Raw genomic sequence first — 24,746 nt, 5'->3', positions numbered from 1 at the left:
GAATTGTCCGATGCGCGCCTCGGATGATGCCGAAATACGGCCTTCGGCGCAGGACAGACCGGCGCGGCGCCAACCTCGCCGCTACAATAGCAGCCATGAATAACGCCGCACCTTCTTCGCCTATCGCTCCGCTCGACGCCACGGCCACCGGTTCGCCGGAAAGCCGCTCCGGCGCGGATGCAACATCTGCCCACGGCACCGCCGCGCGTCGGCTCGACGGTGAGCGCATTCGCTCGCGTCTGGCGGCGATTTGCCGCGACTGGCAGATCGAAGTCGTCGACACCACGGGCTCCACCAATCTCGACCTGCTCGCGCGCCTTCGTGAAGACGCATCGTGTGCACCGGTCGTGCGCGCCGCCATGCAGCAGACCGCCGGTCGCGGCCAACGCGGGCGCGCATGGCAGAGCTTGCCGGGCGACAGCCTGACGTTCTCCCTAGCGTATGTGATGTCCGGTGGCCCGGCACAGTTGGCCGGATTGTCGCTGGCAACGGGCGTCGCCGTGGTGGAGGGATTGTCGGATCTGCCGGTATCCGCCCCGCAGGCACTCGGCCTCAAATGGCCCAACGACGTCCTGCTGCGCGGCGGCAAGCTCGCGGGCATTTTGATCGAGACGGTCCCGGCAGGGCCGGGACGCATCGGCGTCGTCATCGGCATTGGCGTCAATCTTCGTCACGCGGGCGATGTGGCGACGCGCATCGACAGCGCTGCGGTTCAGAGCGCAACGACAACCGCGCCCAGCACCGCCACCCAAGCGGTTCCTGCCACGCCGCCCGCTGCGCTTGAATCGGTCCTCGTGGATCCGGACATGTCGTCGGTCCTGGTCGCCTTGGTTCAGCGACTTGCGGCCATGCTCGCGCGCTTCGACGCGCAGCGCTTCGACGCGTTCCGCGAAGACTGGGAAGCGATGCATGCCTACGGCGGGTCGTCGATTCGTGTGATCGAACACGGGCGCGACGTGTTGCACGGTGTCGCACTCGGCGTCGATTCGCAGGGCTGCCTGCGTGTCGCCACGACCGAAGGCGAGCGCACGATTGCCAGCGGCGAAGTCTCGGTGCGGTTGCTCGATCCGTCTACCGCAGCGACACTTCCCGGAACGCAGGGAGGCCGCTGATGTCCGCGCCCCGTAAAGCGTCGTCAGCCTCACCGAGGTCTGCAAGCATGCAGGGCACGGACGGCATGCCTGTCGCATCGAACGGCAGCGTCAATGGCAGTGCCGCTCCCTGGCTGCTGGTTGACGCCGGGAACAGTCGCATCAAGTGGGCATTGGCACCGGCTGTGCGACCGGCACACTGGCGCGCCGCATCGCCGTCTTTCCTCGCCAGCGGCGCGGTCGATCACGCCGAGTGGCGCACGCTGGCCACACAAATTCGCGCTGGCTGGTCGGCCCTAGCGGCCGATACTTCTGCGTCGACGGATGCCGACAGCACCGAGAGCCAAACCGGCGGTCGGCACTTCGCGCCCAACGATGCACCGCTCGCGATCGGGCAGGGCGGGCAGCATGAGGGATTCATCTGTCCGGCCCCCTCCGGCGTGTGGCTCACCAATGTCGCGGGCGACGCCGCCGAACAAGCCGTCCGCATGACGTTGCAGACGCTGTGGGGCATGGCGTCGTCCGACTGGCTTCAAGTGCTGCGCGCGAGCGACGCACGAGCGGGTGTGCGCAACGGCTATCACACGCCTTCGCAACTCGGTAGCGACCGCTGGGCCAGCCTGATCGGCGCGCACGCTGCTTGGCCGGGCGAACACCTCCTGATCGTGACACTGGGTACCGCCACGACCATCGAAGCGTTGCGCGGCGATGGCGACTACCTCGGCGGGCTGATCGCCCCGGGCCCCGCGCTGATGCTGCAATCGCTCGCGCAGGGCACCGCGCAGTTGCCCACACTCGACGCCACGATGCCTTCGGGTGGTCAGGCATTCGCGCGCAGCACGACCGAGGCCATTCTTCGCGGATGCGCTGCCGCTCAAGCCGGTCTCGTCGAACGCAGCTACGCACAGCTCGAAGCACAGCTCGGCGCCCCCGTGCGCTGTGTGCTTTCCGGCGGTGCGCGTCATGCACTCGCGCAAACGCTCGCGTTGCCCTTCACCGAGCACGATCAGCTTGTGCCGACAGGACTCTATGAAGTCGCGTTACACGCGGCTAAATCGTCGGCGGCAAAAACCACCGAGCCCCATACCCCGGTAGAGGCTTCACGCGATGCCGGACAAGCACGAGGAGGCGTTTGAGATGTTGCGCGCGTTGTTGCTCGTCATGTTTCTCGCGGCAAATGCGGCACTCGCGGCCGTGCAACTGGGCTGGCTGCAATGGCGCGACGTGCTGCCCGAAACCGGCCGCGAACCGGCCCGCGTCAAGACGCAACTCGACCCGACGCATATCCGCCTTACAGGCGCGGACATCAGTGGCGGGACGCCGGTACAGGCTTCGGCGGTGGTGGCAGAACCGCCGGACAGCGCAAGCGGAAATGCAGCGTCTCTTGACGCCACTGCATCGGCAGCGACGCAGGCGGTGGCTGCCGCTACGCCAAGCGTCGTCGCCAGCGACGCCAGCGCGGCTCAGGCCGCCGCAGCCGCCGCGACGTCGACCTGCCTCGATATCGGCCCGTTTGCCGCAAACGACGCGCAACAGGCGCGCGGTCTGTTGCTCGCTGCGCTGCCCGCCGGTCAGGGCGACATTCAGTCGGTCGCTGTCGACAAGCGCTACTGGGTGCATCTCGACCCGGTGCCGAACAAGGCCGCTGCGGACAAACAGGTGGCGCAATTGCGCTCGGCAGGCGTGACCGAATACTTCCTGCTCAACGACGAAGGTTCGAATATCGTCGTCTCGCTCGGGCTGTTCAACGACAAGGACCGTGCGACGCGTCTGATGGCGACCGCACAAAAGAAAGGCCTGACGCCGCAGTTGAGCGAAAGGCCGAATGCCAAGAGCAGGATCATCTATCGCATTGCCGGTATCAATGCGAACGCGGCAACGCAGGTGCGTGGCGTCGTCACGCAGCAATGGTCGGCACAGTTGGTGAAAGCATGCCCGGCACCGGCGGGAAGTCCGCCCGCCGGGGTGCATTAGCAGGCATTCGCGCGAGCCGACGATCACTCGCGGAAAACGACAGCGGTCAGTAGTTGCCGTGGCAGTCACTGTGGCGAGCGCTGCGCATGTCGCGCAGACGCATCGTCCGCCGTTCGTCAGGACTTCAATTCACCCGCTTCAAGTCGACGACAGGCCGCACAACGCCGGTTTGCGTACCCCGTGCGTTCTTGACGACGGGCGACACCCAAGGGGCAAGACCGGTGGCTTCCGGTGCATCGACAAGGCCCAGTGCTTTGAGAACGGCTACTGCTGCGGTGTAGAGCGCGCGCATGTTGCCGTCGACCACCTTGATGGCGATGCCCAGGCCAGCGGAGCGAACGCCGATGGTCTGCACACCGTCCGCGCCGATTTTCGCCACCCAGTCTCGGGGCGCCATGCGCATGAAGGCGAGGTCGTTGCGTGCGGTCCCGGACACCATCTCCGGCTGCTGCGTCATGGCGTCGAACAGCGTCGAGAGCGCTGCGTCGTCACTCGCTGCGAGACGCGCGTAGGCCGCCGCCAGCTTGTCGAGGGGCAATGCGTAGTTCGGTGCGGAGCAACCGTCGATGCCCAGCGGCAGCGCATCGCCCGAAACACCCACCACGTCGCCCACCCGTGCGCGAATGCGCTGCTGCAACGGGTGCGAGGGATCGAGATAGGTGTCGAGCGGCAAACCGTGTTGCGCACAGTACGCGAGGAAGCCCGCGTGTTTGCCCGAGCAGTTGTGGTGCAACGGCGTCGGCTTCAGATCGGCCGGTGCGCGCTTGCCTGTGGCGGAATAGAACGTCGGCACGTGGCATCCGCACTGCAACTGATGCTCGTCGCAACCCGCCTTGCTCAACAGGCTTTTCACACCGTCGACGTGGAACGACTCGCCGGAATGGCTCGCGCACAGCAGCGCCAGCTCGGGTTGCGTCAGACCGAAGTGCGCCACGCCGTCACCTTCCACGAAGGGCAGCGCCTGAAACGGTTTGAGCGTGGAGCGCGAGAACGTGAGGAACGACGGATCGCCTGCGGCATAGCGCAAGCGCCCTTGCGCGTCGACGACAGCCACCGAACCGTAATGGATGCACTCGACGGTATCGACACCGTTGGCACCGCGCGTGACTTCAACGAGAGGCGCGAGACTCACGATTGGGCTCGCACTTTCTTGAGCAGCGACGTCGTCGAGCGCTGATGTTCGAACGGAATGGCCACTGCCTTGCCGCCCCAGCCGCGCACCAGCGCAGACTCCGGCAGCTTGTCCATGTCGTAGTCGCCGCCCTTCACCAGAATGTCGGGGCGTACCGCTGCGATCAGCGCTTCAGGCGTCGTTTCGCCAAACGTCACCACGTAATCGACGCTTTGCAAGGCCGCGAGCAAGGCCGCACGATCGTTCTCATTGTTGATGGGGCGATCGTCGCCCTTGCCGAGGGTGCACACCGAAGCGTCGGTATTCACGCCGACGATCAGACATTCGCCGAGCGCGCGTGCTTGCGCCAGATAGGTCACATGACCGCGATGCAGAATGTCGAACACGCCGTTGGTGAACACCACCGGGCGCGGCAGCGTCGGCGCCAGCGCGGCAAGCGCTTCGCGCGAGAGGATCTTGGCCTCGAAATCGGCCTGAGGAATGACTTGGGAAGTTGACATGACGCTCGATCGAAGTGGACGCGCTATTCGCGAAGATGGTCGCTATTGTCCCACGAGCCCCACCGCCCCAAACAAAAAAGGGGCCGAAGCCCCTTTCTTGCTGATACCGCGAAGTCTGCCTGCGTATTGGATTACGCAGATGCCGCGACGGCCGGTGCCGGTGCGGTCACGGCCGCGAGGCGGACGGTGATTTCCTTGCGGTAACGGTTCAGGTCCTGCGCCGTCGCGAACGTGCGCTCGAACAGCAGCGACATGTTGTGCAGAATGCGCTCGACCACCTTCTTTTCCCAGCTGTCGTCGAACTTGATTTGCTCGTCGAGCCAGTGTTCGAGCCATTCCGGCTCCGGCAGACGCGACTGCACCGTATCGTTCGGGAACAGTTCCTTGTTCACGTGCAGATTGGTCGGGTGCAGCGGCTTTTCCGTGCGACGCGCGGCAGCCATCAACACGCCGATCTTCGCGAACGCAGCACGTGCGTTGTCGCCGAAGGTCGTCATGGCCTTCTTCATGTAGCGCAGGTAAGCGCCGCCATGACGCGCTTCGTCGCGCGAAATGACTTCGTAGATGTGCTTGATAACCGGCTCGGTGTGCCATTCGGCAGCACGGCGATACCAGTGGTTCAGGCGGATTTCGCCGCAGAAGTGCAGCATCAGCGTCTCGAGCGGCGGTGCCGGGTCGAACGGGAAACGCACGGCGTGCAGCTCGGCTTCGGTCGGCACGAGTTCCGGACGGAAGCGGCGCAGGTACTCCATGAGCACCAGCGAGTGCTTCTGCTCTTCGAAGAACCATACGCTCATGAAGGCGGAGAAATCGCTGTCGTCACGGTTGTCGCGCAGGAACATCTCGGTAGCCGGCAGCGCCGCCCATTCCGTGATGGCATTCATCTTGATGGTGCGCGCCTGATCGTCGGTGAGTTGGCTGGCGTCGAATTTGTCCCACGGAATGTCCTTCTCCATGTTCCAACGCACTGCCTCCAGCGACTTGTACAGTTCGGGATACAGCATTTCGGTCATTTCAATTACCCCCAAGGTCGCGAGACCTTACACCAGGACTCAAGATAGTATTGTGAAAGTTTACGCCGAATTTCGACAGACAAAACGGTGAGCGGGTCTCGGTCGGCCCCCGCCTTCCGGTTCCACGTCTTGAACCCTGCCGTCGCAGAAGGACGGCGATTTCACGCCTGTTTTCTGGCCGCATCCTGGCAAAATGGCTTAGAGCGACCCTACTAAAATATGGGCAAACTCTTGAATCATAACATAATTCCCCTTCATTTCCGTGACGTTTGACACTCACGTGACGGTAATGCGTCGTAATTTTGACGCCCGTCAAATTGTCACGCAAACCTCCTAAGCTGAGGGGGCGAGAGACTTCCCGGCACACCTCTCCTGATAGACGGTTGCACGCAGTCGATGCTTAGCCTGCCCCGGTCGTCCCGAGGGCGATTTCAGGTGAGGTGTCAGGGTATGTCCTTGTGCCACGGGCCTGCGCAGGCGGCGTCCCATGGTCTACGCTGAAAGCAATCGTTCCGAATTTGCGACGACACCCCCTCAGACCGGCCGCGGCAACCGCCGCTCGCCACGCCGCACTTTGAGGATAGTTCTCAGTCGCAATTACGCAACACGTATGACGGGCAGACGCACCGGCTGAACGAGCCAGGCGCCGCCATTGGGCCTACCGACTCGACTTAATCCTTGATCCCTTCACCGATAGGGAGCCGAGCATGGCACTTCGAGCACATCGGGCAAACCGGGCGCAGACAGTTCATCGTCCCCACTTTGCCGCCTGGTTGCGCACCGCCTGTTTTTTGATGGCAGTGGCGGCAGCGCCTGGCGCTCTGGCGTTCGACGCCGAGCAACTCGCCTCGCAGGAAATCCCGTCCGCACATCTCGTCGGGCAGGGATCGTTCTCGCGAATGGGCTTCCATCTTTACGACGCCGCCCTCTTCTCCGGTGCGAACCACCTCAGCGCCAACTGGAGCACGCATCCGCTCGTGCTAGATGTGCGCTACGCGCGAAGTTTCAAGTCCCACACGCTCGTACAACGCAGCCTCATCGAGATGAGCAAGCTGCAAGTGGGGACGGACGCCGAGCGCCAACACTGGGCCGAAGAGCTCGCGCGCATCTTGCCCGACGTTTCGGCAGGGCAGCACCTCACCGGCGTCTTCCGGCCGGGTGACGGCACACGCTTCTTCTCGGACGGCAAGCTCATCGGTCAGATCGCAGGCGACGCCTTCGGACGCGCCTTCTTCGCCATCTGGCTGGACCCGCGCACCAGCGCGCCCGACCTTCGCGCGGAACTGATCAGCGACGTCCGCTGAGCCCGCGCCCGGACACGCGTGCCTATGGACATCGATCACGCTGCCGCGCTCACGCGCCTGACCCACTTCTTCGAGACGTTGACCCGCCAGAGCATCGGGAATCTGGGGGAGTTCTACACCCCCAACGTCTACGTCAAGACACCGCTGCACGAAGTACGCAGCGCCGCCGAAGTCGCATCGCTCCTCACGCATCTGTTCGAGCGCCTCGACGTGCCGCGCTTCGAAATCACGGCGCACCTGCTTCAGCACAATCAGGCGTTACTCGTCTGGAACCTCCACTTCCACGCCAAACGTTGGCTCGACGACGAACAGGTCATTCATGGCGCGTCGCATCTTCGGCTCGCGGTCGACGGTCGTGTCGTCTACCAGCGCGACTATTGGGATGCGACTGAAGACGTTTATATGAAACTCCCCTTTCTGGGACGGTTAATACGCTGGCTGCGTGAGCGCATGTGTCTTTGAGCCACCACCGCCCGGCATAGAGCAGTTTTCTTCAATACACCGCGCAAGCCTCCCCCTACAGTCGGAACCTCACACACGCCGTCATGTGACGGACGTGATGTTGTGAACTTGTTCGCAATGAGGATTCCGATGACCGTTTTCTATTCGATGGCCGCGTTCGCGCTGGCGGCCTCCATCACGCCCGGCCCCGTGAACGTCGTGGCACTCGGCTCGGGCGCGCGCTACGGGCTCGTGCCGAGTCTGCGTCATGTGACGGGGGCGACCGTCGGCTTTGTCGCGTTGCTCGTCGCAGTGGGTTTCGGCGTGTACGAACTGCTGCAACGCGCGCCGGTGCTGCTGCACGCGATCCAGTGGTTCGGCGTGGCCTTCCTGCTGTACATGGCGTACAAGCTCGCCGTCGACAACGGTGAACTCGGCGACGCCAGCACACAACGCGGACCGACCCTGTCGCACGGAGCCGTCATGCAGTGGCTCAATCCAAAGGCGTGGCTCGCCGCGCTTGCTGGCATGGGCGCTTACACGGGCGGCGACCCCACACGCATCTGGCAATTCGCCGCGATCTACTTCGTCGTGTGCTGGTTGTCGGTTGGATGTTGGGCGGCGGCGGGCGCGATGCTACGGCATCACATGCGCGATCCGAAGCGGGTGCGACGGCTCAATCGCGTGATGGCCGTGCTGCTGGCGGGAAGTGCGGTGTATCTGGTCGCGGCGGGATGATGCGGTGAGATGACGCTCAGGCCACACGCGACTCGCGGTAATGTCCCGGTGTCGCGGCAAGAAACTGCTTGAAGGTTCGCTGGAAATGCGCCTGATCGGCAAAGCCCGCATCGAGCGCGACTTCGGCGATGGCGTGTCCGCGCCGTAGACGCGCCCGAGCATACTGAATGCGCTGGTTCATGAGAAACGCATGCGGCGTGAGGCCGAACTGCGCGCGGAATGCCCGCGTGAGATACGACGCCGACAAGCCCGCCGCCGCACTGATCTGCGCCAGCGTCAACGCTTCGCAGCAATGCGCGCGAATGAAGTCGGCGGCGTCACGCAGTTTGTGTGAATCGTCGCGCATCGGCTTCGGCGCAGGATTCAACCGCTCGTGCACATCGATAAAGAACTGCTGAACGACACTCTCGCGCTCCAGCCGATCGCGCGACGCGTCGGTGCAAACGTCGTAAAGCCGGTTCAGCCCGTCGTACAGCGCAGGGTCGGTCGACGACATCGGGTCGAAAAGATGCAGATCCTGCCCGTGCGCAAACCCCAGTTCGCGCTGAAGATCGCCCAACCACGCCGTGTCGACGAAAAGCATGCGATAAGCCCATGCCTCGTCGCCGATGGGATTGCAGGCATGTACCGCGTCGGGGTTCATTACGACGACGCTGCCGCGCCCCACCGTCTCACGTGCGTGGCCGTTCAGATACGTGCTGCGGCCGCCCGTCACGGCGCCGATGGAAAACGTCTCGTGACTATGCAGCGCGTAGCACACGCGCCGCCCGTCGAGCACTTCGCGGGCTTCGATGAACGGCAATGCCGGGTCGCGCCAGAACGTCGACGGGTAGGGACATTTAACGGCGGGGTATGCGACAGCAGAACGGAACGATTTCGACATACGCGCGACTCAGTGAAGACGGCAATGATAGCGGGACATGCAATCCATGCACCTCATGCCGCAGGCTTTCCGGTATCCGCCACGGCATCGGGATCGATCGACAGCGGCGAGTTGGCTGGCGGCTCGACACCACCGACCGCACCGGCTTCGACGTCGTCGAGCGGGCTCGTGCCATCGGCTTCAGCCACCAGCCACGCGGCAATCGCGTCGCGCTGCGCGTACGCATCGGCTTCACCGAGCGCGATCAGCTCCTGCGTGTAGGACGACTCGAACAGCAAGTAGCTCGCAAACGCCGCGCCACGCTCGGCATCCGCACCAATGGCACCGAGCATCGTGCGAACGGCGCGTGGCAGTTGCTTCAGATGTCGCGCCGCAATCGGCTCCAGACGCTGGCTCGGCGAAATCAGCAGCGTCTCGATGGGACGCCATCCGCTCGACGCGCGCTGCGCCTCCGGCACGTATCGCAGCACATTGTTGATGTGTTGCAGACGCTCGAGATCCGCCGACAACCCGTCGATGAACACGCTCGCCAGGGCCTGCCCGCCGATCTGCGCAAGGCTCGGATAGCCGCCGATGCGCTCGCCGCTGCTGTCGAGCCCATATTGTCCGTGCGACGCACCGATGATCAGCACACGCGAGGCCCCCAGATGAATCGGCGGACTGAGCGGCGCGATCTGACGCATCGAGCCGTCGCCGAAATACTCGGGCTGTCCGTCGAGATCGAGTTCGATGGCCGGAAAGAGGAATGGGATCGCGCTCGACGCGAGCAGGTGCTCGACTGTCAACGGCACGGCCCGTGCGAGCCGTAACGAACGCTTCCACGCCTGAATCGGCTCGGCGCTTTGATAGAAGGTGACGTGTTTGCCCGAGGAGTACGACAACGCTGTGACCGACAGGGCTTCGAGCGCACCGGAAGCGAAAACGTCCGGCAGCCGGTCCAGACGAATCGCCTGGCGCAGCATGTCCGCCAGCGGCGACCAGTCGAACAACGAGCGCGGCGAGCGGCGCAGCGCCCAGCCGAGGGAGATGGCGGCGAGCCAGCGCGCACCGGTGCCCGCCATGCCCAACGAATCGGCGCGAAACACCTGCCCCGCGTGAAACTGACGCCAGACTGCGTCGAGCTTCATCACACCGTGCTGGAAATCGTCTGCATGCGAGGCGAGTGCAGCGGCATTGATCGCACCCGCCGACGTCCCACAGACAATCGGAAACGGGATCGCCCGCCGCGACGGCAAGACCTCGCGTTGTATCGCGGCAATCGCCGCGAGCACGCCGACCTGATACGCGGCGCGTGCGCCTCCGCCCATCAGGACGAGACCGGTACGTTCGCCTGAGATCATGGGGGGCCTCCTCTGCCTTCGCAGTCGTTATTCTTCCCTCGCCGTCAGCCGTCCGGGCACGCGACCGAAGTCGCGCGCCCTACCACTTCCAGGCGGATTGTTTCCCTGTGCTGCCCGATGCGCGGCCCTTCGGTGTGTCGCCCTCGGTCTTTGCCGACGACGTGCGTCCCGTGGTTTTCGCGGATGTTTTCGCCGATGTCTTAGCCGCAGCGGATTTTGCAGGCGTCTTCTTGGCGGCTGGCGCACGTTTGGCTGCCGTCTTGGATGCCGTCTTCGTTTCCGGTGCGGCGCGCTTTGCAGGTGCCGCCGTCTTGTCCGATGCTTTCGCTGCGGACGGTGCGGCGGCCTTCGTGGCTCCCGAGGCCTTCGTTGCCTTGGCCGCCGCGTCGGACATTTGCGCCGCCGCAGCTTCGGTCATTTGCGCGGCCGAGACGCCTGCCGCCTGCGCAGCAGCGGCAATCTGATCGAATTGCGCGCGCATGGCGTTGAACCACATCGACGGATCCAGCGCGCCGTAGGCGCTGCTCGCCTGCCCAAACGGCGACGACGAGGCCCCCGCTTCGTTTTCTGCACCGGCTCCAGGTGCAGCTTCCGGCTCGACTTGCGGCTCAGGTTCGGGCGCACTCGCCTGCGGCTCCGGCTCGACGTCCTGCGCCGGTTCGGCGGCGGCAAACGGCGAACGCCAGAGGTTGGCCGCGGCGGCCTGTCCGAACGGGGACGCACCGGTGTCGGTCGTACCCGAAGCGTCCGTCGCGCCGAAGCTGCCCGTGCCGAACGCGCGCAGCGTCGCGTACGTGGCGCGCTGCACTTCGAAGGCCTGAATCGTCGAGCGCAGCACGTTCAGGTTGAGCGTGAGCCACTGCTCCACCGCACGCATCTCGGCAATACGATTTTCGATTTCATTGGGATCGAGCAACGGCGCGGCGCTTTGCATCAACTGCGTCAGCGGCGAGGTGAATGTCGCGGGCGGACTGAACGCCTCCCACATCTTCTTGAGAATGTCGAAGCCGTTAGGCATGGCACTCGTCGAATCGCTCATTACAGTCTCCAGTCGGGCACGGACGGCAGGTGAAGCACATAGGGCGTATGGCTATCGATCATACGCCGAGCTTGCGCCACCGGTGTGTCAAAAGGGGGCGTCGCCACCGAAGTCCGGCGCGCGGCGATCCCGCAGCGACGCCAGCCCCTCGCGCACGTCCGGCCCGGAGAAACCCATGAATTCGAGCGCCAGCGACGCGTCGAACGCCGGTCCGGCGCTGCGCAACCAGTTATTCAGCGCGTATTTCGTCCAGCGAATCGCCGTGCTGGAGCCGCGCGCCAGCTTGTCGGCCACTTCGAACGCCTTCGGCAGCAGGTCCGCTTCGTCCACGGTGAGCGACACGAGTCCGATACGCTCGGCCTCCTCGCCCGTCACCGGTTCACACAACAGCAGGTAGTACTTCGCTTTCGCCATGCCGCACAGCAGCGGCCAGACGATGGCGGCATGGTCACCCGCTGCCACGCCCAGTCGCGTGTGGCCGTCGATGATGCGCGCCGTCTTCGCAGCAATCGAGATGTCCGCGAGCAAGCCCGCCACCAGCCCCGCGCCGACCGCCGGGCCGTGCATCGCGGAGACGATGGGCTTGCTGCAATTGATCACGTTGTAGACGAGATCGCGTGCCTCGCGCCACACCCGCGCGCGCACTGCGAAGTCGTCGGCCATGTCTTCGACGAGCGACAGATCGCCACCGCCGGAAAAGCCCTTGCCCTCACCGCGAATGACGACGGCGCGGGTCTCGGCGTCGCGGTCGATATCGCGCCACACGTCGGCCAGTTCCTGATGCATGCGATGGTCGGCCGTCGACAGACCGCTCTTGTTCGCCCCGGCACCCATGATGAGTTCGAGCACGCCGTTCGGATGCCGCTTGAATTGCAGCGACTGGTAGTGTTGATACGGGTCTTGCGACATGGCTTACCGCTCCAAAAAAATATCCCCGCACAGGCGGGGATGGGAAACAGCGGCACCGGACATGCCAGCGCCGCCGACGGTCAACTGGTTGTTGCAGGACGAACATGACGTCCTGCATTCGGAAGTCTCAGTGATTACGGGGCGATCACCCACTTGCCGTTTTCGATCTTGACCATCACGCGGGCGCGCTGATCGAGGCCGAGGTGATCGGTCGGGCTCATGTTGGTGATGCCGTTCGTGACGTGCACGTCCTTGGTCGTTTCCAGCGCGTCGCGCAACGCCTTACGGAATTCCGGCGTGCCCGGCTTGGCCGTCTTCAGTGCAATCGGAATTGCACGCTCAAGCAGAATGCCAGCGTCCCATGCGTACGAACCGAAGGCCGCTACCTTGCCCGCACCGTACTTGGCGTCGAACTTCTTGATGTAGTCGAGCGCGACCGCCTTGGCCGGATGGTCGTTCGGCAGTTGCGCCGCCACGAGCACCGGGCTGGCAGGCAGATACGTGTTGTTGCAGTCCTTGCCGCACACGCGCAGGAAGTCGTTATTGCCCACGCCGTGGTTGTGATACACGAGACCCTTGTAGCCGCGTTCGGCGAGTGCCTTCGGCGGCAGCGCTGCCGGGGTACCGGCGGCACCCACGACAACGGCGTCCGGGTTGGTCGCCATGATCTTCAGGATCTGGCCGGTAACGCTCGGGTCGGTGCGGGCGAAGCGCTCGCTTGCGACCATCTCGATGTGATTCACCTTGGCGAACTTGGCGACTTCGTCATAGAAAGCCTCGCCGAGCGCGTCACCCTGGCCGATGAAGGCCATCTTCTTCACCCCGTGACGGGAAGCGTGGGCCACGATGGCCGAGGCCATCTGCGCGTCGGTCTGCGGGGTCTTGAACATCCAGTAGCGCTTGGCGTCGACCGGCTCGATGATGCGGGCGGACGAGGCGAGCGAGATCGTCGGCGTGGTGCCGGCGGCGATCACATCGAGCATCGCCAGGGTGTTCGGCGTGATCGACGAGCCGATGATGGCGTCGACGTGATTTTCGGAGATGAGCTTCTTGGTGTTCTGAACGGCGGTCGTGGTGTCCGACGCGTCGTCCAGCACGATCCAGTCGACCTTCTGTCCGCCGATTTCCTTCGGCAGCATGGCGACAGTGTCGCGCGCAGGCAGGCCGAGTGAGGCCGCCGGGCCGGTGAGCGAGATGTTCACACCAATCTTGACCTGAGCGGCAGCGCCGCCGGCCAACGCCAGCAACATCGCACCCAGCAGGGCAGTGCGCACGGGGTTTCGCATGGAATTCTCCTGGTCTGGCCCGCGCTTGTTTTTTGAAACGCAGATGCCCCGGGACGGACACCTCGCGCCGCGCCGGCGAAAGTAACGGCCGGTGCGCGAACCTGCCAAGCATGCGCACCGACTCAAGGAGACAAAGAATAGCGGAGGCAGAATTCCCCGCCATATCCGGGTTCACCCTATGGACGTATCGTCCGACACCCCGTGAAGTCACGCCGGATATGGCTTGCAGCCATCTTCACTTTTCCCGTCCGCGCGGTTGGGTGTACCCGTTGGCTGTACCGTTCGGACTACGATTACTCGTCCAGCGGCGCGACGGCCTGCTCGATCGCCCCGAAGATCGTCTTGCCCTGCGCGTCGAACATCTCGATGCGCACACGGTCGCCGTAGCGCATGAACTCGGTCACCGGCGCGCCCGTCTCGATGGTCTCCAGCATGCGCTTCTCGGCGATGCACGCGCTGCCACGGCTGCGATCCTTGTTCGAGATCGTGCCCGAACCGACGATGGTCCCGGCGCGCGCGTTACGGGTCTTGCACACGTGCGCAACTAGCTGACCGAAGTCGAACACCATGTCTTCGCCGCACTCCGGTGCGCCGAACTTCTTGTCGTTCCACTTCACCGTCAGCGGACGATGCACACGACCGTCGCGCCAGGCATCGCCCAACTCGTCGGGCGTGATGGCGACCGGCGAGAACGCGCTGGCCGGTTTGCTCTGGAAGAACCCGAAGCCCTTGGCAAGTTCGGCCGGGATCAGGTTGCGCAGGCTTACGTCGTTGACCAGCATGAGCAGACGCACGCCTTCGAGCGCGCGCGCCGGGCTCGCGCCCATCGGCACGTCCGACGTCACCACGGCAACCTCGGCTTCGAAGTCGATGCCGAAGTCTTCCGAGGCGCAGACGATGTCGTCCGTCGGCCCGATGAAGTCGTCGCTGCCGCCCTGATACATCAGCGGGTCGGTCCAGAATTCGGGGGGCATTTCTGCGCCGCGTGCCTTGCGCACCAGCTCGACGTGATTCACATAGGCCGAGCCGTCGGCCCATTGATACGCGCGCGGCAACGGTGCCATGCACTCGGCCGGGTCGAACGCGAAGGTGTTGCGCGCGCGGCCGTGGTTGAGTTCGGTGTAGAGCGAGTGCAGTTGCGGGGCGTAGAACGTCCAGTCGTCGAGCACGCGTTGCAGCGTGGGGGCGATGGCGTCGGCGATGCAGGCAGTCGACAGGTCGCGCGAGACGACGATCAGTTGACCGTCGCGCGTGCCGTCCTTACGGGTAGCGAGTTTCATGTGATGGCGTCTGCAGGCAATTACGGCAGTTTTAGCGGATTCGGATAAAGCGGATTCCAATTTGAGGCCCGACGATTTTGGCCCGATAGAATGGCGCTTGACGCCGACGATTCTACCTGAGGGCATCGACCGGGCACGGGTCGAGCAGCGCCTTGGCAAGCGGCCATGACAACTATTCAAGAGACACATGACAGCGCCAGAACATCACAACGAGAGCGAGATTGAGCGCGAGAAGGACGGCAGCGCAGCCCCCGACGAGGAGAAGACCCGCTCGGGCATCCAGTCCATCGAAGTGGGCTTCCGCCTGATCGAAGTCCTCACCGAAGCGTCGAACGCCATGATGCTGCGCGACCTCGCGCACGCGGCGGGCATGAACCCCGCCAAAGCGCACCGCTATCTCGTGAGCTTTCAACGGCTCGGACTCATCGTTCAGGACCCGATCAGCGGACGTTACGACCTCGGCCCCTTCACGCTGCGCATGGGACTCGCGCACCTCGCGCGCATCGACGCCTTCAAGGCTGCGCGCTTCGCCATGTCGGAACTGCGCGACGCCATCGATCAGACCGTGGGGCTGGCCGTCTGGGGCAATCAGGGGCCGACCGTGGTGCACTGGCTCGAATCGACATTCCCGATGCGTGTGCCGCTGCGGCTGGGCGACGTGATGCCCATGCTCGAATCGGCCGCCGGTCGACTCTTCGCCGCGTACTTGCCCGAACGTCAGACTGCGCCGCTCATCGACGCCGCGCTGGCCGACTTGCAGCACGCCTCGCGTCATCATCTGCCCGCGACGCGCGCGGAGTACGAAGCGGTGCTAGACGATGTGCGCGCGCATCGGGCGGCACGTGTCGAAGGCACGGTGCTGCCGTCCGTCAACGCGTTCTGCATGCCCGTGTTCGACGCGACGGGACAACTCGTGATGGGTCTCATGGCGCTCGGCCCCGAAAGTCGCTTCGATGCGCGCTGGGGCGGCCCCATCGACACGGCCCTGCGCACGCTCGCACAGAATCTCTCCGCCGACCTCGGACACGCACAGGCGCCCGGGGGAACGCGCTGAAAGTTGAGGGATGAACGGCCCGCAGCGGGTGCTGTCGAACCGTGGTCGTCGCAATATGAGATCCTGAGCTTCTGACGTCCCAATCGATTCCATCTCGTGTCTTCGCGCCATCCCGATACTCCTCGCCAAGCGCCATCCGACATGCCTGGGGCCCCCGATGCATCGGAGGCCCCAGGCATGGCTGACGCCTTTGGCCAAACGCCGGGCGGACCGTCAGGCACCGGGAGACAGGGCAGACGCTGGGGGCTGTGGGTCGGCGTGCTGGCGGCAGTGTTCGTCGTACACGTGTTCATCGCGTTTTGGGTCGCCGTCCATCGCACGACGCTCGACGACACGCCGATCCCCAGCATTCCGATCACGCTGATCCCGCTCAAGCCGGTCGCGCCGCCTGAGCCGCCAGCGCCGCCGCCGCCCAAACCGAAGCCGGTCGTCAAACCGCGTCCACCCGCCCCTGCACCGCCTGACACGCTCGCCGCCCCAGTCGCGACGGATACGCCGGGCCCTGTGGCCGCGTCGGAGACGGTGGCGGGCGAAGGCGACACGCCCGGCGCGAAGGCGTCTGACGCCGCAGCCGCACCCGGCGTGCCGCTCACGGCCGCCGCCGCGAATGGCGACAAGTTCGATCCGCCGCCCTCCGTCACGCTGACCTACGACGCGCTCATGAACGGTGTGCGCAACCAGACGGGACAGCTTCACTGGATCAACGAGAACGGGCATTACACGCTACGCGTGGCCGTGCCGATCATCTTCTTCGGCACGTTCGAGTTCATCAGCGAAGGCGGCTACGACGCGAACGGCATCGCGCCGTCCCGTTATGTGGAAAAACGCGGGCGTCGCGCGGAATACATCACCGATTTCCACCGTGACTCCACGCCCACGCTCCACTTCTCCCGCTCAGGCCAGTCGGTGCCGCTTGCGCCCGGCGCGCAGGACCGGTTCAGCGTGATGATGCAACTGGCGAGCTACGCCCGAGGCAATCCCGAACGCTATACCCAGGTCGGCGTGACGCACGAGTTCACCGTGGTCGACACGGATAGCAGCGAGGTGTGGCCGGTGCAGTACGTTGGCAGCGAGACGATGGCCACGCGCAACGGCTACGTCGAGACGCGCCACTTCACGCGTCTGCCGCGCAAGGCGGGCGATGAGCGGCGCGTGGATATCTGGCTCGCGCCGTCGCTCGACTGGCTGCCGGTGCGCGTGAAACAGACGGAGCCGTCCGGCAACGAGTTCGAGCTGATTTTCACCGAGAAATCGCCCCCCTGACACAGGGTTTTCCGTCTCGAAATCCGACGCAAAATTCCTTAGAATTTTGAGTGATGCAGGCTACATGCGGGTGAGCAGCGAAGTGTTGCCCAACTACGACGAAACGGTCTGCAAAATCCCGATGTTCCTGACATAATCAGAAACATCCCAGTGCATCGACGCCCATCGACATCACCTCGCAACGCATCGACGAACCCAGGGGGCCGCCCATGAAAGTCAGTGCCAACGGAGCATCGATTCATTACGCGGTGGACGGCCACGGTCCGTGGCTCACGCTGGCGCACCCTCTGGGTGCAGATCTCACCGTCTGGGACGACCTCGTCCCCGAACTGACGGCCCACTTCCGAGTACTCCGATACGACAGCCGTGGTCACGGCCGCAGCGATATCACGCACGGCCCTTATTCCATCGAACAACTGGCTGCCGACGCGACCGCCCTACTCAGTTCGCTGGAGATCCCCTCGACGCATTTCGTCGGCATCTCGATGGGGGGGGCGGTGGCGCAGCAAGTGGCGCTGGACGCCCCCGAGCGCATCGCCAGCCTGACGCTGATCGATACCACGGCCGGTTACGACGACGCCGATGCCAAGCTGTTTCTGGAGCGCGCAGCGACGGCCCGCGCGCACGGCATGAAGGATCTCGCGGCCGGTACGCTGGAACGCTGGCTGGGCGCGCACTTTCGCAAGCATCACCCCGCGCAGGCCGAGCGCATCCGCGCCCTCGTCGCGCATGCCGCCCCGGAAGGGTTCGCAGCGTCCTGCGAGGCGCTCGCGGCGTTCGACGTGCGGGCGCGCCTGTCCGAGATCGACGTGCCGACGCTGGTGCTGGTCGGGGAAAACGACCCGTCGACACCGCCCGCTGTGGCGCGCCGGATCGCCAACGGCATTGCGGGGGCGCAGTTGGAGATCGTGCCGGACGCCGCCCATCTGTCGATCGTCGAGCAGAAACAGTTCGTAACCAATGCCCTTGCAACGTTTTTGCTGGGGGCCGCATCTAACGTATGAACCCTGCAAAAAGAACGACTTGCAGGGGGTGTTTGCAGGACTTGTAGCGTGACCTTTACAAAAGGAGGGCCAAAACCATTGAATTCGTCAGCCGGTGTGCCGATAAGCGAATCATGGGGCGTTGCCTCTTGAAATCGCGCCGCGTCGCCCCTATGTGGGTTACTCAGGACCATGCAGGAACACCAGGAGAGTTGCCATGCTCATGATTTACAACAGCCCGAACTACTGTGTCGTTGAGTTTGCCGCGGATAACGGCAATCACTCGCTGTCCGCCGGCGGCTATGAAATCGTGGACAAATCCGCCGGCCGCGAGATTTTCCTCGACGGCTCGCTTGCCCGGCAATTCCGTGAAGAAGTGCAGAAGTTGATCGCCAGCGAACCCTCCGAGGACGAAGTCGACGAATTCCTCGGGCAGTTCGACACCTTCATGACGAACCCGGTTGTGCTCCACTGATACCGACTCCATTCGGTAGTACCCACGAAAAACCCTCGCCAAGGCGAGGGTTTTTTCATGCTGCGAGAATCTAGCCTACCCCCTGACGCCATGTCAGGGTTCGGCGTCCCGATTTTCCGCTCAGCACTGCTGCCACGGCAGACCGTCGAACCGCCAGCCGTTCACGGCGTTTCGGTGATGCGAGGCGTCCAGATCGCCCTCGAAGCCGTGTAACACCCCGTAGACGTTCAGGAAACCGGCTGCCTCCAGCGCCTCACCGGCCGCCGTGCTACGGTTGCCGCTGCGGCAGATCAGCATGACCGGGCGCTCACCGCCCGCGCCCGCCAGCTTGCGCACGCTCTGCACGAAGTGCGGATTGACTTCCCAGTCCGGGCCGTCGTTCCAGGCCACGTGGATCGCCCCCACCGGGTGGCCCACGAACAGATGTTCGATCTCACTGCGGCAGTCGACGAACAGCGCGTTGGCGTTGGCTTGCAGGAACTTGTGTGCGGCGTTCGGGAGCAGGAATTCCATGTCGTTGGGCAAACACTGGCAAGAAGTTGGCGGAAAAGTGCCGGATCGTCCGACAGCCCCGCCCATCCGGCGGCGGCACGCGGCGATACGCGCGAAAACCATTACAATTATAGGTTTTCCGGCCACTCCAGGGCGACGTCCTCCATGACCACCGCAACCCCATCCGCCTCGATCGCACGACCGGCACTGCAATACACGCGCGGTCAGGCGCTGCCCGCACTGCTTGAGAAGCGCATCCTGATCCTGGACGGCGCGATGGGGACGATGATTCAGCAGTACAAGCTGAACGAAGCGCAGTACCGTGGCGAGCGCTTTGCCGACTTCGCCCACGACGTGAAGGGCAACAACGAGTTGCTCTCGCTCACGCGCCCGGACGTCATCAGCGAAATCCACGGCAAGTATCTGGCCGCCGGTGCCGACATCCTCGAGACGAACACCTTCGGGGCGACGACGATCGCGCAGGGCGACTACCACATGGAAGACCTGGCCGACGAGATGAACCGCGAGTCGGCACGTCTCGCGCGCGAAGCCTGCGCGGCGTACAGCACGCCGGACAAGCCGCGCTTTGCCGCCGGGGCCATCGGCCCGACGCCCAAGACCGCGAGCATCAGCCCGGATGTGAACGACCCCGGCGCGCGCAACGTCGACTTCGACCAGCTGCGCGACGCGTACTACGCACAGGCGAAGTCGCTGATGGAAGGCGGCGTGGATCTGTTCCTCGTCGAAACCATCTTCGACACGCTCAATGCCAAGGCCGCACTGTTCGCCATCGACGAACTGTTCGAGGACACCGGCGAGATTCTGCCGATCATGATCTCCGGCACCGTGACGGACGCCTCCGGGCGCATTCTGTCCGGCCAGACGGTCGAGGCGTTCTGGAATTCGCTGCGTCACGCGCGCCCGCTCACGTTCGGCCTGAACTGCGCACTCGGCGCGACGCTCATGCGTCCGTACATCGCCGAGCTGGCCAAGCTGTGCAACACGTACGTGTCGGTCTACCCCAACGCCGGTTTGCCCAACCCGATGAGCGACACGGGCTTCAACGAAACGCCCGACGTCACGTCCGGCCTGCTGCGCGAGTTCGCGCAGGCGGGTCTGGTGAATCTGGCGGGTGGCTGCTGCGGCACGACGCCGGAGCATATCGCCGAGATCGCGAAGGCGCTGTCGGACGTCAAGCCGCGCCGCTGGCCCTCGCAGTATCGCAATGACGCCATCGACGCCGACGCGAACATCTAATACAGAACGGATTGCCCCATGAGCCAAACGTCTCTCAATGCGCCGGTCCCGCCGATGCGCCTGTCGGGCCTTGAGCCTTTCAACATCGGCGAGGGCACGCTTTTCGTGAACGTCGGTGAGCGGACCAACGTCACCGGTTCGAAAGCGTTCGCACGCATGATCCTGAACGGCCAGTTCGACGAAGCGCTCGCGGTCGCCCGCCAGCAGGTCGAGAACGGCGCGCAGGTCATCGACATCAACATGGACGAGGCCATGCTCGACTCCAAGGCCGCGATGGTTCGCTTCATGAACCTGATCGCGTCCGAGCCGGATATCGCGCGCGTGCCGATCATGATCGACTCGTCGAAGTGGGAAGTGATCGAAGCGGGTCTGAAGTGCGTGCAGGGCAAGGCCATCGTCAACTCGATCTCGCTCAAGGAAGGTCACGAAGCGTTCGTGCACCACGCGAAGCGCATTCGCCGCTATGGTGCCGCCGCCGTCGTGATGGCGTTCGACGAGCAGGGTCAGGCCGACACCTACGCCCGCAAGACGGAAATCTGCCAGCGCAGCTATCGCGTGCTGGTCGACGAAGTCGGCTTCCCGCCCGAAGACATCATCTTCGACCCGAACATCTTCGCGGTCGCCACCGGCATCGAGGAACACAACAACTACGCGGTCGACTTCATCAACGCCACGCGCTGGATCAAGGAGCACCTGCCCGGTGCGAAGATCAGCGGCGGCGTGTCGAACGTCTCGTTCTCGTTCCGTGGCAACGACCTCGTGCGCGAGGCCATCCATACCGTGTTCCTGTACCACGCGATTCAGGCGGGCATGGACATGGGCATCGTCAACGCCGGTCAGCTCGGCGTGTACGAGAACCTCGACCCCGAGCTACGCGAACGCGTGGAAGACGTGGTGCTCAACCGTCGCGACGACAGCACCGAGCGTCTGCTGGAAATCGCCGACCGCTTCAAGGGCGGCGCGGCCAAGCGCGAAGAGAATCTGGAGTGGCGCAATCAGCCGGTCGAGGCACGCCTCGCCCACGCGCTGGTGCACGGCATTACGACCTTCATCGTCGAAGACACCGAGGAAGTGCGTCAGAAGATTTTCGACGCGGGCGGCCGTCCGATTCAGGTGATCGAAGGCCCGCTCATGGACGGCATGAACGTCGTGGGCGATCTGTTCGGTGCGGGCAAGATGTTCCTGCCGCAGGTCGTGAAGAGCGCGCGCGTGATGAAGCAGGCCGTGGCGCACCTGGTGCCGTTCATCGAAGAAGAGAAGGCGCGCATGGCCGCCGCCGGTGAAGACGTCCGCTCCAAGGGCAAGATCGTGATCGCCACGGTCAAGGGCGACGTGCACGATATCGGCAAGAACATCGTCACCGTGGTGCTTCAGTGCAATAACTTCGAAGTCGTCAACATGGGCGTGATGGTGCCCTGCGCCGAAATTCTCGCCAAGGCAAAGGAAGAAGGCGCGGACATCATCGGTCTGTCGGGCCTGATCACGCCGAGTCTCGAAGAGATGGCTTACGTCGCCGCAGAAATGCAGCGCGACGACTACTTCCGTCTGCGCAACATTCCGCTGCTCATCGGCGGTGCCACGACCTCGCGCGTGCACACGGCCGTGAAGATTGCCCCGAACTACGAAGGTCCGGTGATCTACGTGCCGGACGCGTCGCGCTCCGTGTCCGTGGCGTCGAACCTGCTCTCCGACGAAGCGGCCGAGCGTTATCTCGCCGACGTGAAGACGGATTACGAACGCGTGCGTCAGCAGCACGCGAACCGCAAGGCCACGCCGATGGTGTCGCTCGCGACCGCGCGCGAGAACAAGTACAAGATCGACTGGTCGAGCTACGTGCCGCCCAAGCCGAAGTTCATCGGCCGTCGCGTGTTCAAGAATTACGATCTGGCCGAGCTGGCCGAATTCATCGACTGGGGTCCGTTCTTCCAGACGTGGGACCTCGCCGGTCCGTACCCCGCGATTCTCAAGGACGAGATCGTCGGCGAGTCGGCAACACGCGTGTTCGCCGATGGCAAAGAGATGCTCGACCGCCTGATCAAGGGCCGCTGGCTGACCGCCAACGGTGTGATCGCGATGCTGCCCGCAAACGTCGTCAATGACGACGACATCGAGATCTACACGGACGAGTCGCGCTCGGAAGTGGCGTTCACGTGGCACAACCTGCGTCAGCAGACCGAGCGTCCGGTGGTGGACGGCGTGCGTCGCCCGAACCGCTCGCTGGCCGACTTCGTCGCCCCCAAGGACAGCGGTGTGGCCGACTACATCGGCGTGTTTGCCGTGACGGCAGGGCTTGGCGTCGACGCGAAAGAAGCGGGCTTCCTTGCCACGCACGACGACTACAGCGCGATCATGCTCAAGGCGCTGGCCGACCGGCTGGCCGAAGCGTTCGCCGAATGCATGCACGCGCGCGTGCGCCGCGACTTCTGGGGCTACGTGAGCGACGAACAGCTCGACAACGATGCGCTCATCAAGGAACAGTACGTCGGCATCCGCCCTGCACCGGGCTACCCGGCCTGCCCCGAGCACTCGGTCAAGGGGCCGATGTTCCACTATCTGCAAGCGCATGAAATCGGCATGAGCGTGACGGAATCGCTCGCCATGCTGCCTGCGGCGAGCGTGTCGGGCTTCTACCTGTCGCATCCGGACAGCACGTACTTCAGCGTCGGCAAGATCAGTCCCGATCAGGTCGAAGACTTCATGGAACGCACCGGTGTGGACGAAGCGACGGCGCGACGCCTGCTGGCACCGCAACTGTCGTAACAACGCTGTATTCAAGACCGGCCATCGTCGAACGTGACGTCCGATGGCCGGTCGGTTTCACCGCCTCCCCTTCTGGGCTACGTGCCCTATCTGCCCTACCTGCCCCATGTTTCGCCGTGCGATACCCCAACGCCATTCCGGCGGGATGACTTCCGTCCGTCAGAACCCAATGCCATAATGCGGCGGCGCAACATGCCCGCCTGGCCCGTTGCATCCGCCCATGTCAGCCGCCTCAAGTCGAGACGTTCCATGCAAGCACTGAACAGCTTCCAGAATTTCCATCTCCTCCCGCTGCTCAACACGCTCATCTCGCTGTTCGTCGCGTTCGTGCTCGGCACGATCATCGGCGTGGAACGGCAAGTGCGTCAGCGTACGGCGGGTTTGCGTACCAACGTGCTCGTGGCCGTCGGTGCTGCGGCCTTCGTCGATCTTTCAATGCGGCTCATGCCAGGCGATACACGTGTGATTGCGTATGTGGTGTCGGGCGTCGGCTTCCTCGGCGCGGGCGCGATCATGAAGGACGGCGCGTCCGTGCGCGGCCTGAATACCGCCGCCACGCTGTGGGGCTCGGCCGCCGTAGGGGCCGCTGCCGGGGCGAGCCTGATCGTCGAAGCGGTCGTCGTGGCGTTCTTCGTGCTCGCCGCCAACACGCTGCTGCGCCCGGTCGTGAACCGCATCAACCGCGCGCCGATTAACGAGGCGACGTCGGAAGCCACCTATGCGTTGTCCGTCATCTGCGCCCGCACTACGCAGCGTGAAGTGCTCGACAAGGTGGAAGCGTGGCTCGAAGCGTCGAACTATCCGGTACGCGCGCTCGACATCCATCCGTTTGGCGAAGCAGAAGTCGAAATCGAAGCGCTGCTGTTGCCGACGGCCGTCAAGGCAGGCGAACTCGACGCCCTCACCGACCATCTCGAAACGCTGCCCGGCGTGAATCAGGTGTTCTGGTCAAGCCGTTCGGATGACTAACTAACAAACGAATGTGGCGGGTCGCCTCCCACGTACGTGCGCGGGAAATGGCCTAGAAAAAAGCCGAATTACATTCAATTACAAACCCTTACAGCACCGCACGTCGCGGCTTCTTAGACTGGAATCTCACTAACGCAAGTGATGCTTGCACGAAAGACGTTCCTACCCAGTGCAACGCAAAGCAAAGGAGTCCATCTGATGAAGAAGCTGATTATTTCGGTTGCTGCCCTGACCCTCGCCGGTGCTTCGGCACTGAGTTTCGCTCAAGGCTCTGCGGGCGGTGGCGCTGCCGGTCCTGGCGGCGGCACGACGACGGACCCGTCTGCCACGATGCCTAGCCAGGCGAACCCGAATGCGCGTCAGTCGGCCCCGACACCGGGCGCTCAAACGATGACGCCGTCGGATCCGCACCCGAACTCGAAGGCCCAGAAGCCGCGTCACAGCACCAAGAAGACGCCGAGCAACGGTAACACCGGTAACGGTGCGACCAACGCGCCGGATAACGCACCGGGCAAGGCCCAGTAAGCGGGCATCCAGCGGGGCCAACGTCGAGCGCGGACGTC

The 24,746-nt window shown here is 64.2% G+C and carries 23 protein-coding genes and 1 pseudogene; 14 read left to right on the top strand and 10 right to left on the bottom strand.

All coding sequences use genetic code 11. The features are described 5' to 3' along the window. The first annotated feature begins 95 nt into the window (after positions 1-95). The 3 genes and pseudogenes from ACIQWO_RS12245 (at position 96) to ACIQWO_RS12235 (ending at position 3,065) form a co-directional block, all read left to right on the top strand. Positions 96-1,112 (top strand): biotin--[acetyl-CoA-carboxylase] ligase, encoded by a 1,017-nt coding sequence (locus ACIQWO_RS12245; protein WP_402823775.1) that lies wholly within the window; start codon positions 96-98, stop codon positions 1,110-1,112. Positions 1,113-1,177: 65 nt separating this feature from the next. Next, positions 1,178-2,167: pseudogene (locus tag ACIQWO_RS12240) on the top strand (type III pantothenate kinase); the annotation flags it as partial. A 31-nt stretch (positions 2,168-2,198) separates the two neighbouring features. Beyond that, positions 2,199-3,065, top strand: coding sequence for an SPOR domain-containing protein (locus ACIQWO_RS12235; RefSeq protein WP_402823772.1), 867 nt, complete (start codon positions 2,199-2,201; stop codon positions 3,063-3,065). Between the two features lie 124 nt (positions 3,066-3,189). Here the strand turns inward: ACIQWO_RS12235 and ACIQWO_RS12230 are convergent, their stop codons facing one another. From ACIQWO_RS12230 to ACIQWO_RS12220, 3 genes are all read right to left on the bottom strand, one after another. Next, positions 3,190-4,197 (bottom strand): asparaginase, encoded by a 1,008-nt coding sequence (locus tag ACIQWO_RS12230; protein ID WP_402823769.1) that lies wholly within the window; start codon positions 4,195-4,197, stop codon positions 3,190-3,192. Continuing rightward, positions 4,194-4,697 (bottom strand): D-glycero-beta-D-manno-heptose 1-phosphate adenylyltransferase, encoded by a 504-nt coding sequence (gene rfaE2 / locus ACIQWO_RS12225; protein ID WP_402823766.1) that lies wholly within the window; start codon positions 4,695-4,697, stop codon positions 4,194-4,196. Before rfaE2 ends, ACIQWO_RS12230 begins: the two co-directional genes overlap by 4 nt. 131 nt (positions 4,698-4,828) lie before the next feature. Further along, entirely contained in the window at positions 4,829-5,701 is an 873-nt protein-coding gene (locus ACIQWO_RS12220; protein WP_174555920.1) for a ferritin-like domain-containing protein, read from the bottom strand. Between the two features lie 716 nt (positions 5,702-6,417). Here ACIQWO_RS12220 and ACIQWO_RS12215 point away from each other — a divergent pair. The 3 genes from ACIQWO_RS12215 to ACIQWO_RS12205 all read left to right on the top strand — a co-directional run bounded on the left by ACIQWO_RS12215 (position 6,418) and on the right by ACIQWO_RS12205 (position 8,193). Beyond that, on the top strand, positions 6,418-7,014 hold the full coding sequence (locus tag ACIQWO_RS12215; RefSeq protein WP_402823763.1) for a chalcone isomerase family protein: 597 nt from the start codon (positions 6,418-6,420) through the stop codon (positions 7,012-7,014). Between the two features lie 24 nt (positions 7,015-7,038). After that, positions 7,039-7,476 (top strand): nuclear transport factor 2 family protein, encoded by a 438-nt coding sequence (locus ACIQWO_RS12210; RefSeq protein ID WP_402823760.1) that lies wholly within the window; start codon positions 7,039-7,041, stop codon positions 7,474-7,476. A gap of 129 nt (positions 7,477-7,605) precedes the next feature. Then, positions 7,606-8,193, top strand: a complete 588-nt coding sequence (locus tag ACIQWO_RS12205; protein ID WP_402823757.1) for a LysE family translocator — start codon at positions 7,606-7,608, stop codon at positions 8,191-8,193. A gap of 16 nt (positions 8,194-8,209) precedes the next feature. Here the strand turns inward: ACIQWO_RS12205 and ACIQWO_RS12200 are convergent, their stop codons facing one another. The 6 genes from ACIQWO_RS12200 to ACIQWO_RS12175 form a co-directional block, all read right to left on the bottom strand. Continuing rightward, entirely contained in the window at positions 8,210-9,076 is an 867-nt protein-coding gene (locus tag ACIQWO_RS12200) for an AraC family transcriptional regulator (RefSeq protein ID WP_402823754.1), read from the bottom strand. Positions 9,077-9,129: 53 nt separating this feature from the next. Further along, positions 9,130-10,416, bottom strand: coding sequence for a patatin-like phospholipase family protein (locus ACIQWO_RS12195; protein WP_402823751.1), 1,287 nt, complete (start codon positions 10,414-10,416; stop codon positions 9,130-9,132). 79 nt (positions 10,417-10,495) lie between these two features. Beyond that, positions 10,496-11,455, bottom strand: a complete 960-nt coding sequence (locus tag ACIQWO_RS12190) for a PhaM family polyhydroxyalkanoate granule multifunctional regulatory protein (protein ID WP_402823748.1) — start codon at positions 11,453-11,455, stop codon at positions 10,496-10,498. Between the two features lie 87 nt (positions 11,456-11,542). After that, positions 11,543-12,364: an enoyl-CoA hydratase/isomerase family protein gene (locus tag ACIQWO_RS12185; RefSeq protein WP_150736572.1), complete on the bottom strand. Its 822-nt coding sequence runs from the start codon at positions 12,362-12,364 to the stop codon at positions 11,543-11,545. A gap of 134 nt (positions 12,365-12,498) precedes the next feature. Beyond that, complete coding sequence (locus ACIQWO_RS12180) at positions 12,499-13,650, bottom strand: ABC transporter substrate-binding protein (protein WP_039395246.1); 1,152 nt, start codon at positions 13,648-13,650, stop codon at positions 12,499-12,501. 293 nt (positions 13,651-13,943) lie between these two features. After that, positions 13,944-14,930 carry a fumarylacetoacetate hydrolase family protein gene (locus ACIQWO_RS12175; protein ID WP_402823743.1) on the bottom strand — a complete coding sequence of 329 codons (987 nt, stop codon included), beginning with the start codon at positions 14,928-14,930 and terminating at the stop codon, positions 13,944-13,946. A gap of 187 nt (positions 14,931-15,117) precedes the next feature. Here ACIQWO_RS12175 and ACIQWO_RS12170 point away from each other — a divergent pair, with 187 nt between their 5' ends. From ACIQWO_RS12170 to ACIQWO_RS12155, 4 genes are all read left to right on the top strand, one after another. After that, the gene (locus ACIQWO_RS12170; RefSeq protein ID WP_402823740.1) at positions 15,118-15,984 is read left to right on the top strand and encodes an IclR family transcriptional regulator; all 867 of its coding nucleotides are present in this window, start codon (positions 15,118-15,120) and stop codon (positions 15,982-15,984) included. Between the two features lie 177 nt (positions 15,985-16,161). Then, positions 16,162-17,247 (top strand): DUF3108 domain-containing protein, encoded by a 1,086-nt coding sequence (locus tag ACIQWO_RS12165; RefSeq protein ID WP_402823737.1) that lies wholly within the window; start codon positions 16,162-16,164, stop codon positions 17,245-17,247. Between the two features lie 209 nt (positions 17,248-17,456). Beyond that, a complete protein-coding gene (pcaD, locus tag ACIQWO_RS12160) occupies positions 17,457-18,251 on the top strand; it encodes a 3-oxoadipate enol-lactonase (protein WP_402823734.1) in 795 nt (264 codons plus the stop codon). A 196-nt stretch (positions 18,252-18,447) separates the two neighbouring features. Then, positions 18,448-18,705: a DUF3567 domain-containing protein gene (locus ACIQWO_RS12155; RefSeq protein ID WP_039395232.1), complete on the top strand. Its 258-nt coding sequence runs from the start codon at positions 18,448-18,450 to the stop codon at positions 18,703-18,705. Positions 18,706-18,825: 120 nt separating this feature from the next. On the opposite strand, the gene ACIQWO_RS12150 is transcribed toward ACIQWO_RS12155, so the two are convergent. Continuing rightward, positions 18,826-19,218: a rhodanese-like domain-containing protein gene (locus ACIQWO_RS12150; RefSeq protein WP_402823730.1), complete on the bottom strand. Its 393-nt coding sequence runs from the start codon at positions 19,216-19,218 to the stop codon at positions 18,826-18,828. A 144-nt stretch (positions 19,219-19,362) separates the two neighbouring features. Between ACIQWO_RS12150 and ACIQWO_RS12145 the strand changes: the two genes are divergently transcribed. From ACIQWO_RS12145 to ACIQWO_RS12130, 4 genes are all read left to right on the top strand, one after another. Beyond that, on the top strand, positions 19,363-20,454 hold the full coding sequence (locus tag ACIQWO_RS12145) for a homocysteine S-methyltransferase family protein (protein WP_402823727.1): 1,092 nt from the start codon (positions 19,363-19,365) through the stop codon (positions 20,452-20,454). Positions 20,455-20,508: 54 nt separating this feature from the next. Then, a complete protein-coding gene (gene metH, locus ACIQWO_RS12140; RefSeq protein WP_402823963.1) occupies positions 20,509-23,214 on the top strand; it encodes a methionine synthase in 2,706 nt (901 codons plus the stop codon). Between the two features lie 258 nt (positions 23,215-23,472). Beyond that, on the top strand, positions 23,473-24,183 hold the full coding sequence (locus tag ACIQWO_RS12135; protein WP_402823960.1) for an MgtC/SapB family protein: 711 nt from the start codon (positions 23,473-23,475) through the stop codon (positions 24,181-24,183). 198 nt (positions 24,184-24,381) lie between these two features. Beyond that, a complete protein-coding gene (locus ACIQWO_RS12130) occupies positions 24,382-24,708 on the top strand; it encodes a hypothetical protein (protein ID WP_150664076.1) in 327 nt (108 codons plus the stop codon). Positions 24,709-24,746 lie beyond the last annotated feature (38 nt).

Source organism: Pandoraea sp. NPDC090278 (assembly GCF_044772185.1).
Lineage (GTDB): Bacteria > Pseudomonadota > Gammaproteobacteria > Burkholderiales > Burkholderiaceae > Pandoraea.
This window is presented reverse-complemented; position numbering and strand designations above follow the sequence as displayed.